Source organism: Psychrobacter sp. ANT_WB68 (assembly GCF_008369115.1).
Taxonomy (GTDB): Bacteria; Pseudomonadota; Gammaproteobacteria; order Pseudomonadales; family Moraxellaceae; genus Psychrobacter.
The window spans coordinates 116,728-131,442 of record NZ_VOAZ01000005.1 but is presented as its reverse complement, the minus strand read 5'-3'; the positions used below and the strand labels follow the sequence as shown (position 1 = coordinate 131,442).

Below are 14,715 nucleotides of genomic sequence, written 5' to 3'. Positions count from 1 at the left end.
TTTTCGCGTAGGTACCGCTTTCGCGTAAATGCACAGTACTGCTAAAATCTATAGAGAGGCTTGCAAGGAACGGTGTAAAAAATAAAGATTTAAAAAAGGCTAAATGGTGTGTGATTAAACTGAGGAATGATAGCAGTTAATATGTGTTTTCTTCATCTAGTTATTGGTCATCAATCTTAACGCATATGCAAAAACGCCATCGCAGTCATAATGGCATCATTATAGGCATCATGAGTGCCAAGCTCAGGAATATTATAATGTGCTAAGATTTTGGTCAAATGCTGCGATTGATTGGGGTCGCCCTGAGCAAGATTGCCCATCCGCCGACTGTATAACTGCCGCACATCAATGACCTCATTCGGCAATGTCGTACCCATATAGCGCTTAACCAAAGGATTCAAAAATCCTGTGTCTATCTGTGGACAAAACCCAACTATCGGTCGATTATCGATAAAAGGAAGCAGCAAGGCTAGCATCTCATCGTAGCTCATGCCGTGTTCGACATCAGCAGTGCGTAGTCCATGGATCACAATGGTGTCACGGTCAGGCATCACAGGAGGTCTGCAAACCAGATGAAGACCATTGCCTGTGTCGATGGTTTCGCCATTGATATGAATGGCGGCGACAGACAACAGGTGATGCTTTTTAGGGTTGAGCCCAGTCATCTCGCAGTCAATCGCTACCCACTCACCAGCCAAAGGCTTGCCAAACATCGATGCCAGTTCTGGGCGCTGCAAATGTGTCTTTTGCCAAGCAGAAGATAACTGTTTTAGCCAACGCATCTTATTTTCGCTCCCTTTTTGCGCCCTTTTTTATTTAAGGTTGACCAAGTTTCTCTAATTAAATTCTAGCTGATAATGCCTACTTAGCTGACCTTTAAAACTTTTGACCACTGCCAAACACTCTTTTAATAAATCTCGCTCAAGTGCCGATAGGGTCGTCGGATCTACTTGCCGCGCATGCTTGTCATCTGTCGATAGTGCAACAGACAGACGCTGCGCCATAAAAAATTCTAGCGCCTCAAGCAAGGTATCAGCACGCGGCTGGGTCAAGGCGCGAGCTTGCACCAAGGCTTTGAGGCGTCCTTTACTACTAGGGGCGTCAAAGATATCGTTTTCTAATGCTAAAGTACGAATACCGTGTACCAAAGGAAAGATACCGGCTTTTTTAAGGTCAATATCATAAGAGCTAGGTTTGCCGCCAAGTAGCGGGACAAACTTTTGCCACCATTGACTGACATCACCAAACTGTAATGCGGCACGGGCGAACTGACGTACAAACATTGGGTCTGACTGGCGATGGGCGATTTTTAAATGTTCACGAACATGAGTCAGCAGCGACTCATCGCCGCAGACGTATTCAGCATCAAATATCGCGGATAAATAAATACTGTGTATCGGGTCAGTGTTTCTAAACCATAAGCCAATCTGTGCTTCAAACTGCTTGAGCGGCTGCCGCCACATCGGATTGGTCATCATGATATTTCCATCACAGAGCGGATACCCCAAGGCTGCTAAATGATTGTTAAAAGTTTCAGCAAAGTTAGCTAAGTCAGGATGGGTAAAACCATCACGAATAATCAGTGCATTGTCTTGGTCAGTACGCATAATTTGCTCGCCGCGACCTTCTGAGCCCATAACGATGACACAGGTATTTGCCATCACATCCTCGGGTACGATAAGTTGCCACAGCTTGGTGAAAACCTGTGCATTGAGCGTTTGTACCATGCGGCTGACATTACCGATTTTTACCCCGTTTTGATGCTGCGCACGAATATAGCGCCCGATAAGTTCGACTGCGGTATCTAAACTATGCAAGTCCTTTGCTTTTTCAATCTGAATACTAATCAGCTGTGAATGATGTCCAATATGGGCAAGCATATCACTTTGCCCAAGCACACCTACGACCTCACCATTGCTATCGATCACGGGCAATCTATGAATACGGTAGCGAGTCATGGTCAATAATGCATCGCCAATCTCATCATCGGCATCGATAGTGCGCAAATTAAAGCTCGCATAACGTTGGCAAGGCGTTGTCGCAGGATTTTGCTGGTCGCTCACCGCGCGGCAGATATCGGTATCGGTTAGAATGCCTAATGTACGACCAGAGTAACTTTTAGGAGTTTGCAGCGAATCATTATCTAGGGTTTGTGTTTGCATATGGTTTAATTGGTCGAGCGGGCGCACCAATACATGTTTGAGCCCTGCCTTGGTCATAATATGCGCAGCTTCGTATAAACTACTAGTAGCGTCAATAATATGTACTGGTAGTAAGCTGATATCAATCACCGGCTGCAGCATGATTTGCTGTACTTCTTGCTGGTCATTATAGCCATGATAGCTTATCGCATCTAAGCTTTGACCGCTACGTCGCTGCTGCAAGGCTTTTAGTCGTTCAGGTAAGTCTTCTGATAGTAATTGACGCACTAAATGGTTTTGGGCACTGATTTTGTCAACAGTCGAGCCATTCATTTGTAGCAGCAGCGTGTCTTCGATAGCTCGAAACTGGTAAGGTGATATCGTTTTTTGGCTTGTAGGTAAGGTGCTGGTTGGATTTTTACCTTCTTGTATAGCATCTTCTGTGAGCAGTTTTGGTAGACGCCGACTGTCAAACCAATCATTGCTATTGAGATGATCGCTATGATTGCTGCCTAAATAAGTCGCGACAAACTCGCCATCAAGCAGTTGCTCGATTTGTCCTTTGAGTACCACATAAAAGTATTGTAAATCGTCTGCAGGCAAGCTCTCGTCTTTAGCAAGATAACGAACCTGGGTATTTTTTTTGATACTTTGACGTTCAGCTGCGCTTAATACATCAAAGGGCGGCTGGGTAAAATCGAGATGGGGCATGGCATCATCCTTGATGGCACATTTAGCAAAAAGTTTAATCAGTAAGGGTACATTGATAATCAATAAGTAGAGAAACTGAGTCGCATCATTTTTACTATAGCATTGTTTGGCAAGTAGCATAGCAAGAAACCATCAATAACCACAATAATATTGTGGTTATTGATGGTTCTCTGATAGGATATTAATTATGAGATGTTATTTGTCGGTTAATGCTTAACTGTCTTCATTGCTTTTAAGCTAAGCTTTAAGGTAGATGTTTAAGCACCAAGCAATTTACGAATGCGATTGATGGCTTCGCGGCTTTCCTCAACGCTAGCAACCAATGCAATACGCACATAACCTTGTCCTGGATTTTTTCCATTCACTTCGCGTGACAAATAACGCCCAGCCAGCGCGTGAATATTCGCTTGCTCGTATAGGGCTTTAACAAATATTTCGTCATCAGCGTTGAACTGCTCAGGTACCTTTATCCAAAAGTAAAAACCCGCCTCTGGCATACGTAAATCAAGTAAATCGCCCAGCTCAGACATCCATAAGGCAAACTTTTCTTGATAGAGCGCCCGATTATGCGCCACGTGTTTTTCATCTTCCCAAGCGGCAACGGAGGCCAGCTGATGCGGTATTGGCATCGAGCAGCCTTGATAAGTACGATATTGTAGATAGGCCTGCAAAATATGGGCATCACCCGCCACAAAGCCTGAACGTAGACCGGGCAAGTTTGAGCGCTTAGATAAAGAGTGAAACACCACGCAATTTTTAAAGTCATGGCGCCCAAGGGCAGCACAAGCTTGCAATAGACCAATCGGTGCGCTATCAAAATACAGCTCGCTATAACACTCGTCACTGGCAATGATAAAACCATGTTGGTCTGATAAACGAAACAAATGCTCCCAATCGTCCATGGTCATCACGGAACCAGTGGGATTGTTCGGGCTACAGACAAACAATAACTGCGTGCGCATCCATACGTCTTTTGGTACCGCGCGATAGTCACCTTTAAAATCATTCTCGCTTGTGCAAGGAATAAAGTATGGCGTCGCTTGCGCCAGTATCGCGGCGCCCTCGTATATCTGATAAAAAGGATTGGGCATCACAACGGTTGGTGGTTGATTAGCCATTAGCCGTTTTTTAGCAGTTGATTGAGAGGTGGTATCGTCTGTTTTTTCAGCTGGAGGGTGATCAATCACTGCTTGCACTAAGCTAAAAATCGCCTCGCGTGTGCCCATAACGGGCAAAACTTGGGTATGAGGATCGAGATGATTCAAAAAGAAGCGCCTCTCCAGCCAATGCGCGATGGTTTGGCGGAGCTCAAACAGACCGTTGGTGGTCGGGTATTGGCTTATTTTGTCCAAGTTTTCGCGTAGTACGTCCAACACAAATGCCGGTGGTTCATGTTTTGGTTCACCAATGCCAAGCTTAATTTCACTGTAGTTATGGGCTGGGGTGCTGTCCTTCAATAAGGTCGCCATCTTAGCGAACGGGTAAGGATGCAAATACGTTAAGTTGTGATTCATAAGTAAGCTAACTATAATAGACAATTAATAATAAAATTATAAAGAAAAGTTACATTTAGGCAGTGTAGCACTTCTCTTATTTTTTGTCTTTTTCTTCTTATGTTTATCCGCTATGAATGGTAACGCCATCAATATAGTGCATTAAAAGGCTGCTATTCTGGTGATATAAGGGTTAAATATTCATATATTACTCAGAAAAATAAATGCTGACTCTTATGAGAGCATATTTTAGGAATAAGTTGATATGTCTAGTATGTTAGAAGCGAACAGTCTCGGCGCTAAAGATATCAATGAAAGATACTTTGATAATCCTCAAGATCTTAAGGTATATGAGCAGCTAAAGCAGCGTGAAAAAGCATGGTGGAAAACACGCCAAAACTTGACGCTGTTAAGAGAACGCCAAATGTTTTGGTTTGGTGACAACAGTTTTATGATGTGGCTACTGTGGCAATTGGTCAGTTATATCGTCGTGGCCATGGTTTTGATGCTACTCAGTAAGCTATTGGAGATATCGCTGCCTTTATGGCAATACTTCGCTTTATTTGTCCTACAAACTTTGATATTTGTTGTGATGTTCAGTCTTAAAGACAGGCTTGCTCGGCATTTGGCAGATAAAATCAACCAAGAAGAGTTGCTACGCGAAGAGATGCTCAATGAGATGAAGATTTTGGCGGCTGATAGTCTATACCGTGATGTTCATGCCAAAGCGCCTATCTCCTTAAAACAAATTTACCGATATTGTGATGCCCAGCTTCGTCTGGCAAGCTTGCACCTCTTATTAAAAAATGAAGTTGATGCCGGGCGTTTGATGTACAGTGACCAAAAAGTAGACGCAGATATACTACCTCTAGAACTTGCTGATGATGCGTTGAAAGAATATGCTCGGGGTATCATATATAAAAGCTTGATATAACAACGAGCAAGTTAAACAGTGTCATTGCGTATACTCAGGCTTGCTATCAGTGCCGCTTTTAATGTCTCAAGTTTATCGGCAGACAATGCCTCATCGTTCTGATCACTGATGTAGAACATATCTTCTGCGCGCTCGCCTAACGTAGTGATACGGGCAGCATGTACTTCAATCTTTTGTTGTAAAAATACTTGTCCAACGCGGGCTAGTAAGCCTGGTTGATCAAGTGTCTCTAAACTCATGATGTGCTGATTTGAAGCGTCATTAAACTCAAAGTTAATCGTCGTCGCCACATCAAAATGTCGCAGCTGACGCGGAATCTTTCGATGCGTGAGCTTAGGAACGGTCGGGTTTTTAAAAGCATCGATTAAGCGCTGCTTAAGCTCTTGTTGGCTGTCGACATCGACCAGTAGCGTGCCGCTACGATCGAGCAGTACGTAGGAGTCCAAGGCAAAATCTCGGGTTGCGGTAATGATGCGCGCATCCAAAACATCTAGATTCATCTGGTCAAACACGGCCATGGTGACAGCAAATAAATTCACCTGATCTTGGGTGTAAACAAATACCTGTACCGCATCAAGCGCCAGCTCCCGGTGCTCGCGTAACACCACTAGAGGTGTACTGTCGGCATCAGAAGCTCGTCCTATGGGTGGATGGTTTAAGATAGCTTCCGTATGCCACAAGATATCCTCTGCAATTTCTCGCAGAAAATACTCATCACCCAAGTCATCCCACAATCTTAAGACTTCCTCGCGATTCATATGCTGATTATCAACATTATCAAGCATCGCCAGCGCTTGTTTGCGCGTAGCACTAATCATATCTTGGCGGTTGGTTGGGGCATCGATATCGGCGCGTAAGATGCGCCGCGTTTGTGAATACAACTGTTTCATTAAGGTGGCGCGCCAGCTGTTCCAAAGCTGTGGATTGGTGGCATTCATGTCAGCGACCGTTAGTACATACAGATGATTGAGATGGGTAACGTTACCGACTAAATCTGCAAACAGCGTCACCACTTCTGGGTCGGAGATGTCCTTTTTCTGCGCCGTCATCGACATAAGTAGATGATAGCGGGTTAACCAACCAACCAAATGAGCGTCCGCTGTGCTCATGCCATGGGCAAGACAAAATTCAATCGATTCCGTTTGGCCAAGCTGACTATGGTTGCCGCCACGACCTTTGGCGATATCATGAAACATCGCTGCCAATACCAAAATCTCTTTGCGCTCGATACGTTGGAAGATAGCGCTGACCAGTGGAAAGTCTTCAGAAAAACGTGGATCGGTAAAGCGATGTAAAATGCGAATCAAAAATAAGGTATGCGCATCAACCGTATAACGGTGAAATAAGTCGTACTGCATCAGTCCCGTTACTTGGGCGAAAGCAGGAATATAACTGCCCAAAACGCCGTAACGATTCATGGTGCGCAGACGATGAAATAAGTAATTTTGCTCTTTTAAATTGGCTAAGAAAAGCGCTTGGTGCGTCGGATTGTCTCTATAAACCCGATCGATGCCGCGGGCCGCTATTTTTAGCGCACGCAGCGTATGGGTACGGACATTTTTGATGCCGTATTGACCCATGAGTAAAAACATCTCTAAAATCGATTCAGGGTGCTGGGCAAATACACGATGATGTGACATCGCAATTTGTTCGCCTACTTGATTGAAGCGGGCGTTAATTGGATGTTTTTTTGGACGTTCCTCATCTGGCAATTGCGGCTCTATAATCGTCTCATAATAATGATTGGTCAACATCTCAGATAATGTCGATATTTGCATGGCACAGCGATAGTAGTCGCGCATAAAACGTTCGACGGCAGCGTTTGGTTGGTCGTCTAGCTGCGTCTCATAGCCCATTAACTGAGCGATTTCACGCTGATAATCAAACAACAGCTTGTTTTCATTGCGAACCGTCAGCTCATGCAAGTAATGACGTATTTGCCATAAATAGCCTTCGGCAAAATTTAACTCATCGAACTCTTTTTCAGTCAAAAAGTTTTGTTGTACCAAATCATAGAGTTTACTGACCCGAAAGTAGCGCTTGGTCACCCAACCAATAATGTGAATATCCCGCAGACCACCGGGCGCGGTTTTGATATTGGGCTCAAGATTATACTCGGTGGCATTGTGCTGTAAGTAACGCGCTTTTGCTTCAGCGATTTTTACCTCGTAAAAATCACGTGGCGTCCATTGAGTATTGACAATTTTATGCGGTACTTCTTGCAGCTCTTCATTGCCAATTAACAGCCTCGCTTCTAACAAAGTACTAGCAACGGTATGATCCAGCGCCGCTTCCAAGCACTCATTGACGCTGCGTACTGATAGGGCAGGCTCAAGTCCAATATCCCACAGTAACGCGACCAAGTTGTCAATCTTCTCTCTGCTATTAGCCTCAATCTCGTTTGGCATTAACAGTAAAATATCCACATCTGAGTATAACGACAGCTCACCACGACCATAGCCACCAGTGGCAAACAATGCCAAATCCGTTTTATCAAGCTCAAACCACTTAAACAAAGCTATTAGTAAGTCATCGATGACGCAGGCACGTGCCGCAACCAATTGGCGAATATTGACACCGCGTTCGAGCGCGCGACTGATATCATCATTGATTTGAATCAGCCAGTCAGGAATATCAGATATTGATATATTCATCGTGTTGGTTGTCACGCTATGGTCTGACACTAGCGGCATGGGGGTCAAATCAATAGCAGCGACATCACAATTAAACATGAGGGTTATCCAGTTAAAAGTTTGCAAATGGTGGTGTTAAAACCAATGTCTTATGGAAAGCATAAAGAATATTACTATTGAGAATATAAAAGCAGCAACTCAATAAAAGGTATCGTTAATATGCCTCAATTATAAGATAAAAAAAAGACCGCCTAGGCGATCTTTTATGATATTACTGGGTTAAAAAGCTTAAGTCTTCTTCGGGGCGAGTGGTAAACACCTCACAGCCATTGTCCGTCACCACCAAGGTATGTTCCCACTGCGCCGACAGCTTGCGGTCTTTGGTGATTGCTGTCCATTCATCCGGTAAAATCTTGGTCTGCCATTTACCTTCGTTAATCATCGGTTCAATGGTAAAGGTCATGCCTGTTTTTAGCTCAAAACCCGTGCCTTTTTTACCATAGTGCATCACTTGCGGCTCGTGATGGAACTCATTACTGATCCCGTGACCACAGAACTCGCGTACGATACTAAAGCGTTCAGGTTCGACCACTGCTTGAATAGCTGCGCCGACATCACCCAAGCGCGCGCCATTTTTGACCACACTCATGCCTGCATAAAGGGCTTCTTGTGCCACTTTGCAAATACGCTGTGCCATGATAGAGCCATTGCCGACAATCCACATTTTTGAGGTATCGCCGTAATAGCCGTCTTTAATGACCGTAACATCGATATTGATGATATCGCCATCTTTAAGCAGCTTATTTTCAGCTGGAATACCATGACACACCACGTGGTTAACTGAGGTGCAGATAGATTTTGGGAAGCCGTTATAGTTAAGAGGCGCAGGAATTGCTTCTTGCACATTAACGATATAATCATGGGCGATTTGGTTTAATGCTTCAGTGCTGACGCCTACTTTAACGTGTTCGTCGAGCATCACAAGCACATCGCTCGCAAGTTTACCGGCCACGCGCATTTTTTCTATGGCTTCCGGAGATTGGATAAGGGATTTTTTAGTCATCATCGTCGTACTTATAGTTATAGAATTTGGGTTGTCAATTATACCATAAATGTAGTAGGGGCTGTTTTTCTAAGTGTTTAGCAAGTATATATGCATGCTTCGAATCCGTACAATATACTGATAGCAATCGTCTCAGCGTGTTTATATGCAGGTACGTGACTATAGAGTCATCCAAATACAGCTGAAACGTAAAAAAGCGGTTGAATGTTGGTAATTATATAAGTATTGTAATTTTGTTTGCTAAATGAATTGGCAATGGTTTTTAGCACTTGGTGCAGGACGCAATAGCTAAGTGTTATAAGACAAGTCCGATAAAGAACCTCTTTAAGACCCTTTTTTTACAATAACAAGGATGTTGTTATGACTCTCAAAAACCGTCTTCGCGTGACGCTTACGCCCAGCGTATTTGTACCCTCACTTGGTGCTATCGGTGCCGGTGTGCTCCTAATGGCTTTACAAACCACCTCTGCTCAAGCGGCTGGACAGTATTATAACTGTGCCAATCCGACGGGCTGTAAAATGGTCAGTAGTAAGTATTTTACCTCGACCCATACGGATACCAAATATCCTGTCGTAATGGCGCATGGGCTGGGCGGTTGGACGAAGCTATTTGGGGTGCTCGACTATTTTTATGGTATTCCTGAAACCTTAATGGGAGGTGGTAGTGAGGTGTATACCACAAAGACATCGGCCGTCAATAATAGTGAAGTAAGAGGTGAGCAATTACTGCAACAAATCAAAACCATTACAGCGATTTCAGGTAAGCCTAAAGTGAATTTATTCGGACACAGTATGGGCGGGATCGATATCCGCTATGTCGCTGGTGTGGCGCCTAATTATGTAGCCTCTGTTACCGCTGTTTCAAGCCCTGAGCAAGGTTCAAAGATGGCTGACTGGGTTATGAAACAAGTCGTGGAAGGTAGCGCGGATAGTGGCTATGCTGAAGGTGAGTTTAACGTAGGCTCTCAGATTGCTTTAGGGTTCTTTAAATTCGTTGGTGGCTTTATGGATGTCGGCTCAGGTATCAGCTTCAAAGACATACAAGAACAAGACGGTTGGGAGGCGGTAACGGCCTTATCTACGGCGTCTTCCGCAAATTTTAATGCCAAATTTCCCGCCGCTATGCCTAGCAGCTATTGTGGTCAACCTACCAATACTGAAGTCAATGGTATTAAGTACTACTCTTTTAGCGGTATCGGTCAAGTTACCAACGGTTTAGATCCTAGTGATTATCTCTTAGCCTTGACTGGGACAACCTTCAATGGCGAAGAAAATGATGGTTTGGTTTCTCCCTGTTCTAGCCGTTTGGGCTATGTCATTCGTGATGACTATAAAATGAACCATCTAGATTCAACAAACCAAGTGCTAGGCTTAACGGCATGGGGACAGCCTAGTCCTAAAACCTTATATCGCGATCAGGTTAACCGTCTGAAAAAAGCAAACTTATAAAGCCAGTTTTTAAAGTTTGTATATAAGTGAGCATATTTATAGCTTTTATAGCAAAAGGGTCAACACGGAAATGACCCTTTTCTTTATCCATTTTCATCGATAGTCAATCCTTACATAAACCGTTTGATTAAATAAGATATTCTCATTATGTCAAATAATCGCCGTTCACCATTTTTGCCCGTCATCATCGCTGCGATAGTCGTTTTAGTAGTGGCGATTATTTGGTGGTTTAAGCCCAATAACGCTAGCAACGCGTCTGCTCAAGCGAATTCTACCGTAGGCTACAGTCAAGCTAGCGCTAACGCCACAGACAAAACTGGCTCTAAAAACGACATTGGCAATAAATCTAAGCAAAGCAGTGGCCGATTTACCACGGGGCTAGAGGATTTACCGCGCTCCCTGCAAGGAACGGATGTTGATGGCGAGATTATCATTGATGAAAATAAACAGTTGGTCGTCACCGAAGGTCTGCGACGCTTATTTGATTATTTTTTATCGGCGCTAGGTGAGGAAGAAGAAGCGACAATTTATGCCCGTGTGGAGAGTTATATCCGCAGTCATACACCAGAGCCAGCAGCGAGCCAAGCGGTCACCATATTTGACCAGTACGTGGCATATCTTAAGGCCCTTCCTGCCATAGAAAGCCGTTACGGAAATCTACAACTACAGGCGACAGAAAATGGTGAGCTAGATTTAAACGTGGTGGCACAGCAAAAGCAAGATGTGGCCAAATTACGCCAGCAGCATTTTGATCAAGAGACTATCACGGCCTTTTTTGGTACAGAAGATGAGTATGATGATTACAGTATTGCCATGGTTAAAATCAATCAAGATAAGCAGTTGTCTGACGCCCAAAAAGAAGCGGCAAGACAAGATTATATTAGCCGTATGCCAGACAATGCGATTAAAACCAATATCGCCCAACAGGCCAATCTCGATGAGCTCATCAAGCGTACAGAGCAGATGCAAGCGCAGGGTGCAACGGCTGAAGCATTATATAATATGCGGCGTGAACTGGTCGGTGCGCCAGCAGCAGCACGGCTTGCGCAAGTTGATCAACAAGATGCTAACTTTGACCAACGTTTTAAGCAGTATCAAGCACAAAAACAGCAGCTACTAAAACAAAATGTGGATAAGGCACAAGCTCAAACCCAAATCAATCAGATCGAGCAGCAACTGTTTAATGAAGCTGAACGCAAACGTCTGACAGGTTATGCCGCTCTACAGCAGCAAAAAGCTGCCGAGATGAATTAATGAAAGAGACTGACTACCGGTATCTATTAGAGGTAAATGAACAGACGTAGATGTAGATATAGCTTGATAAGCCTTTAAATATACAATAGTTTCTTAAGCATAAGACAAAAGATTGTGTGCTAACAGTTAATAGAAAGCTTGGCAAGGCATGTTAGCAAAAATACTGTAGAGCGGAACAAATATAACGGTAATTAGTACTTAATCTATCATGACAGGCTTATGCATTATAGGCATAATAGCCGCATTGTTTAGACTGATGATAAAAACAAATTAATCATAGCAAATGCTACCGCTTAATATGATAAACAATGATGTTTTTACCTTTTTACCTTTGTACATTTATATTTGAAACCTCTAGGAGTTTATATGAAAAACATGACTAAAATGATGATGGCTGCCACGCTTGCTGTAGGTACATTGGCTGCTGGTTGCCAAACTGCCCCTACCGTTACTGCACCAGTGACGCAACCAATTACTTCTACTGCGTTACAAGCGTATGATTGGCAGCTCGTTGATGCTAAGCGCACCAATGGCCAAAAAGTTAGTCAGCTGTTCTTTGATCCAGCCAAGCCATTGACATTGAAATTCTTTAAAGATAACGGTAATGACCGTGTAGCCTTTGTGAATACTTGTAATAATATTGGCGCCAGTTATAGCGTGGTAAATGGCAATGTTGTATTAGGTAATGTCTTATCTACTATGATGGCATGTCCTGAGCCACAAGCAAGTTTTGATACAGCAACGATGGCGACCGTACAAGGTAAATATAGCATCAGCAACAATGCGAATAACACGCCTATCCTAACCATTACAAATAGCAATCAAGTTGCCCACTTTAAAGCAGTTTCTAAATAAGATAGTCCGTTAGATCCACTATCATAGTTGTTATATAAAAAACGCCTCGCTTATCAGTGAGGCATTTTTTTATCTAAAATTTGCGATGGTTTACGCTACACTGTCATTAGCGGCTAAGGCGAAATGTTCAAAGTATCACGATATTTTTTATGCTATCAATTTTTTAGCCTGACTTATTAAGCTCCTCAGCACGCAATAATCAACGCTTTATTGGACGTCATTTTATGTTAAAAACCTTTGTATCCAAGCCATTCATCAATATAGGTACGATGAGTAGCATCATGGCGTTAACGACTTTTAGTATGTTAACGGGTTGTCAGACATTGCCGAACACGCTCACTAAAACGCCTGCTGATATGAGTGTGAGTAATCCGCTGACGGCACGCATGCCAGCGATAGATCGACAAGGGCGCATTGCTTATGTCGAGGAACAGGGTTTTGGCGCGGCAAAGATATCGACGCTTTATAGCATTCGTCCTGATGGCAGCGACCGCCAATTGATAGATCAGCTCAATGGTTATATTTATGCACCGGCATGGTCAGCAGATGGTCAAATACTTGCTTACAGTAAACAAGCCGCGCGCCAGCATCCAAAGATTTATATATATGACCGTAAAAGTAAAACCCAAAATCTAATCGTAGATGGGGAGGGCAGTAATTTATCAGCGTCATTTTCGCCTGATGGGCAAAAACTGCTCTATAGCTCAACGGTTGGCGGCAATGCCGATATCTATGAGATGCGTCTGAATGACGGTAATACGAGACAGCTCACCACCTTGCCTAGTACCGAAGTGCAGCCAAGCTACGCTGCCGATGGGCAAAGCTTCGTCTATACTAGTGATAAAGTTCGCGCTGGACGCCCCAGCATTTATCGTTATAGCTTTACCACTGGTCATGCGAGCATTATACCGACAGCAGGCTATGCGGCCAGTCCGCAACTGAGCTTAGATGGTCAGCATTTGGCCTATCTTAATGGTCGCAAGGCGGCGGTGATGATGCTCGCTACAGGACAAGTCATCAATCTGGCAGAAACGGGGCTGGATGAGCCAGCGCGTCTGTCCCCCTCTGCACAGTATGCCGTCTACCCCACAAAGCTTCCACAAGTGAGTGGTCAAAATGGCGGCAGCTTAGTTATTCATTCATTATCCGGTAATGCAAGCTATGCTATTAGCAGTAAGACGGACGGGGTAGTGCGCTCACCCATTTGGGGTCGTTAAATCGTTTTTTTAATTTAAAGGTAAATATCATGGCGCATAAAAAGAAAAACGTCCGCAAAAAGGAATGTCCTGTCTGCGAGCGTGAGTTTAGTTGGACTAAAAAGCTAGATAAAAACTGGGAGAGCATGGTCTATTGCTCTGACCAATGCCGCCGCGTGAAAAAGTATGAAGGGTTGGATCATAAAAAAGAAGATAGATAAACGTTAATAGTGAAGTAGAGATATAGAAGGGAGCAGACGATGGCACATAAAAAAGTAAACTTACCGCAAAAAATCTGCCCCGTGTGCCAGCGTTCGTTTAGCTGGCGTAAGAAGTGGGAAAAGGATTGGGAGCAGGTGATTTATTGTTCAGAGAGGTGTCGGCTTGCAAAAAGTAAATCAGATTGAGTTACTTCAAAATATTAAGGTAAATTATGAGTAAACATTTTGAACATTCAAGTTTTAGAGAAAAGCTTATTGAACACTTATTTATTGGTGAAATGCTTAAGTTATCGTGGCTAAAGGACGATTGCCAATTAGAGGTCATGAAACCTGAAGTTGACAACGCAGGTTGCGATGTTGTCCTTGAAGATAATAACATTATTCGTCATATTCAACTAAAGACTTCAAAATTTGGTGCTAAGACATCAGGTCAAAAAGTCAATGTTCGCTTAGCCAATAAGCCTTCAGGATGTATTGTCTGGATACTCTTTGATGAAGATACATTAGAGTTAAAATCTTTCTACTTCTTTGGCGCAGTGGCAGGAAAGCCCTTAACTGGATTAGAAAACGCTAAAGTTGCAAAGCATACTAAAGCTAATGCTAATGGTTTAAAAGCAGAACGACCTAACATACGCACGATTAATAAAGGACAGTTTACTCGATACGATGATATTGAGACCTTATATAACGTTTTATTTTTTCCGCAGAATTAAATGTAGTTCGATTCAAACCTTGGTTTGAATCGAAAGTTTTATAGACTATTTA

13 protein-coding genes are annotated in these 14,715 nt (G+C 43.4%); 8 read left to right on the top strand and 5 right to left on the bottom strand.

The annotated features are described in order from the left end of the window. Nucleotides 1–176: 176 nt before the first annotated feature. From FQ084_RS12695 to dapC, 3 genes are all read right to left on the bottom strand, one after another. Nucleotides 177–782 (bottom strand): 3'-5' exonuclease, encoded by a 606-nt coding sequence (locus tag FQ084_RS12695; protein ID WP_149490985.1) that lies wholly within the window; start codon nucleotides 780–782, stop codon nucleotides 177–179. Nucleotides 783–836: 54 nt separating this feature from the next. After that, nucleotides 837–2,852: a DUF294 nucleotidyltransferase-like domain-containing protein gene (locus tag FQ084_RS12690; protein ID WP_149491006.1), complete on the bottom strand. Its 2,016-nt coding sequence runs from the start codon at nucleotides 2,850–2,852 to the stop codon at nucleotides 837–839. Between the two features lie 257 nt (nucleotides 2,853–3,109). Continuing rightward, entirely contained in the window at nucleotides 3,110–4,366 is a 1,257-nt protein-coding gene (gene dapC / locus FQ084_RS12685; RefSeq protein ID WP_149490984.1) for a succinyldiaminopimelate transaminase, read from the bottom strand. Nucleotides 4,367–4,610: 244 nt separating this feature from the next. Here dapC and FQ084_RS12680 point away from each other — a divergent pair, with 244 nt between their 5' ends. Continuing rightward, nucleotides 4,611–5,279, top strand: a complete 669-nt coding sequence (locus tag FQ084_RS12680; RefSeq protein ID WP_149490983.1) for a hypothetical protein — start codon at nucleotides 4,611–4,613, stop codon at nucleotides 5,277–5,279. 11 nt (nucleotides 5,280–5,290) lie between these two features. On the opposite strand, the gene glnD is transcribed toward FQ084_RS12680, so the two are convergent. Both glnD and map read right to left on the bottom strand, forming a co-directional pair. Further along, nucleotides 5,291–8,011, bottom strand: a complete 2,721-nt coding sequence (glnD, locus tag FQ084_RS12675) for a [protein-PII] uridylyltransferase (protein WP_149490982.1) — start codon at nucleotides 8,009–8,011, stop codon at nucleotides 5,291–5,293. A gap of 172 nt (nucleotides 8,012–8,183) precedes the next feature. After that, on the bottom strand, nucleotides 8,184–8,975 hold the full coding sequence (gene map / locus FQ084_RS12670) for a type I methionyl aminopeptidase (protein ID WP_410477347.1): 792 nt from the start codon (nucleotides 8,973–8,975) through the stop codon (nucleotides 8,184–8,186). A 360-nt stretch (nucleotides 8,976–9,335) separates the two neighbouring features. Here map and FQ084_RS12665 point away from each other — a divergent pair, with 360 nt between their 5' ends. The 7 genes from FQ084_RS12665 to FQ084_RS12635 all read left to right on the top strand — a co-directional run bounded on the left by FQ084_RS12665 (nucleotide 9,336) and on the right by FQ084_RS12635 (nucleotide 14,663). Further along, nucleotides 9,336–10,424 carry an esterase/lipase family protein gene (locus FQ084_RS12665; RefSeq protein WP_149490980.1) on the top strand — a complete coding sequence of 363 codons (1,089 nt, stop codon included), beginning with the start codon at nucleotides 9,336–9,338 and terminating at the stop codon, nucleotides 10,422–10,424. A gap of 147 nt (nucleotides 10,425–10,571) precedes the next feature. Further along, nucleotides 10,572–11,678 carry a lipase secretion chaperone gene (locus FQ084_RS12660; protein ID WP_149490979.1) on the top strand — a complete coding sequence of 369 codons (1,107 nt, stop codon included), beginning with the start codon at nucleotides 10,572–10,574 and terminating at the stop codon, nucleotides 11,676–11,678. A gap of 366 nt (nucleotides 11,679–12,044) precedes the next feature. Continuing rightward, entirely contained in the window at nucleotides 12,045–12,533 is a 489-nt protein-coding gene (locus tag FQ084_RS12655) for an META domain-containing protein (RefSeq protein ID WP_149490978.1), read from the top strand. A gap of 224 nt (nucleotides 12,534–12,757) precedes the next feature. Next, nucleotides 12,758–13,750, top strand: coding sequence for a PD40 domain-containing protein (locus FQ084_RS12650; protein ID WP_149490977.1), 993 nt, complete (start codon nucleotides 12,758–12,760; stop codon nucleotides 13,748–13,750). Between the two features lie 29 nt (nucleotides 13,751–13,779). After that, nucleotides 13,780–13,950: a DUF2256 domain-containing protein gene (locus FQ084_RS12645; protein ID WP_149490976.1), complete on the top strand. Its 171-nt coding sequence runs from the start codon at nucleotides 13,780–13,782 to the stop codon at nucleotides 13,948–13,950. 39 nt (nucleotides 13,951–13,989) lie between these two features. Further along, the gene (locus FQ084_RS12640; RefSeq protein ID WP_149490975.1) at nucleotides 13,990–14,136 is read left to right on the top strand and encodes a DUF2256 domain-containing protein; all 147 of its coding nucleotides are present in this window, start codon (nucleotides 13,990–13,992) and stop codon (nucleotides 14,134–14,136) included. Nucleotides 14,137–14,162: 26 nt separating this feature from the next. Next, the gene (locus FQ084_RS12635; RefSeq protein ID WP_149490974.1) at nucleotides 14,163–14,663 is read left to right on the top strand and encodes a hypothetical protein; all 501 of its coding nucleotides are present in this window, start codon (nucleotides 14,163–14,165) and stop codon (nucleotides 14,661–14,663) included. Nucleotides 14,664–14,715 lie beyond the last annotated feature (52 nt).

Bases quoted from the DNA above. Each gene is read 5' to 3' on its own strand.
- glnD (WP_149490982.1), bottom strand. From the start codon at position 8,011: ATGTTTAATTGTGATGTCGCTGCTATTGATTTGACCCCCATGCCGCTA.
- FQ084_RS12640 (WP_149490975.1), top strand. From the start codon at position 13,990: ATGGCACATAAAAAAGTAAACTTACCGCAAAAAATCTGCCCCGTGTGC.
- dapC (WP_149490984.1), bottom strand. From the start codon at position 4,366: ATGAATCACAACTTAACGTATTTGCATCCTTACCCGTTCGCTAAGATG.
- FQ084_RS12645 (WP_149490976.1), top strand. From the start codon at position 13,780: ATGGCGCATAAAAAGAAAAACGTCCGCAAAAAGGAATGTCCTGTCTGC.
- FQ084_RS12635 (WP_149490974.1), top strand. From the start codon at position 14,163: ATGAGTAAACATTTTGAACATTCAAGTTTTAGAGAAAAGCTTATTGAA.
- FQ084_RS12650 (WP_149490977.1), top strand. From the start codon at position 12,758: ATGTTAAAAACCTTTGTATCCAAGCCATTCATCAATATAGGTACGATG.
- FQ084_RS12665 (WP_149490980.1), top strand. From the start codon at position 9,336: ATGACTCTCAAAAACCGTCTTCGCGTGACGCTTACGCCCAGCGTATTT.
- FQ084_RS12660 (WP_149490979.1), top strand. From the start codon at position 10,572: ATGTCAAATAATCGCCGTTCACCATTTTTGCCCGTCATCATCGCTGCG.
- FQ084_RS12690 (WP_149491006.1), bottom strand. From the start codon at position 2,852: ATGCCCCATCTCGATTTTACCCAGCCGCCCTTTGATGTATTAAGCGCA.
- FQ084_RS12695 (WP_149490985.1), bottom strand. From the start codon at position 782: ATGCGTTGGCTAAAACAGTTATCTTCTGCTTGGCAAAAGACACATTTG.
- map (WP_410477347.1), bottom strand. From the start codon at position 8,975: ATGACTAAAAAATCCCTTATCCAATCTCCGGAAGCCATAGAAAAAATG.
- FQ084_RS12680 (WP_149490983.1), top strand. From the start codon at position 4,611: ATGTCTAGTATGTTAGAAGCGAACAGTCTCGGCGCTAAAGATATCAAT.
- FQ084_RS12655 (WP_149490978.1), top strand. From the start codon at position 12,045: ATGAAAAACATGACTAAAATGATGATGGCTGCCACGCTTGCTGTAGGT.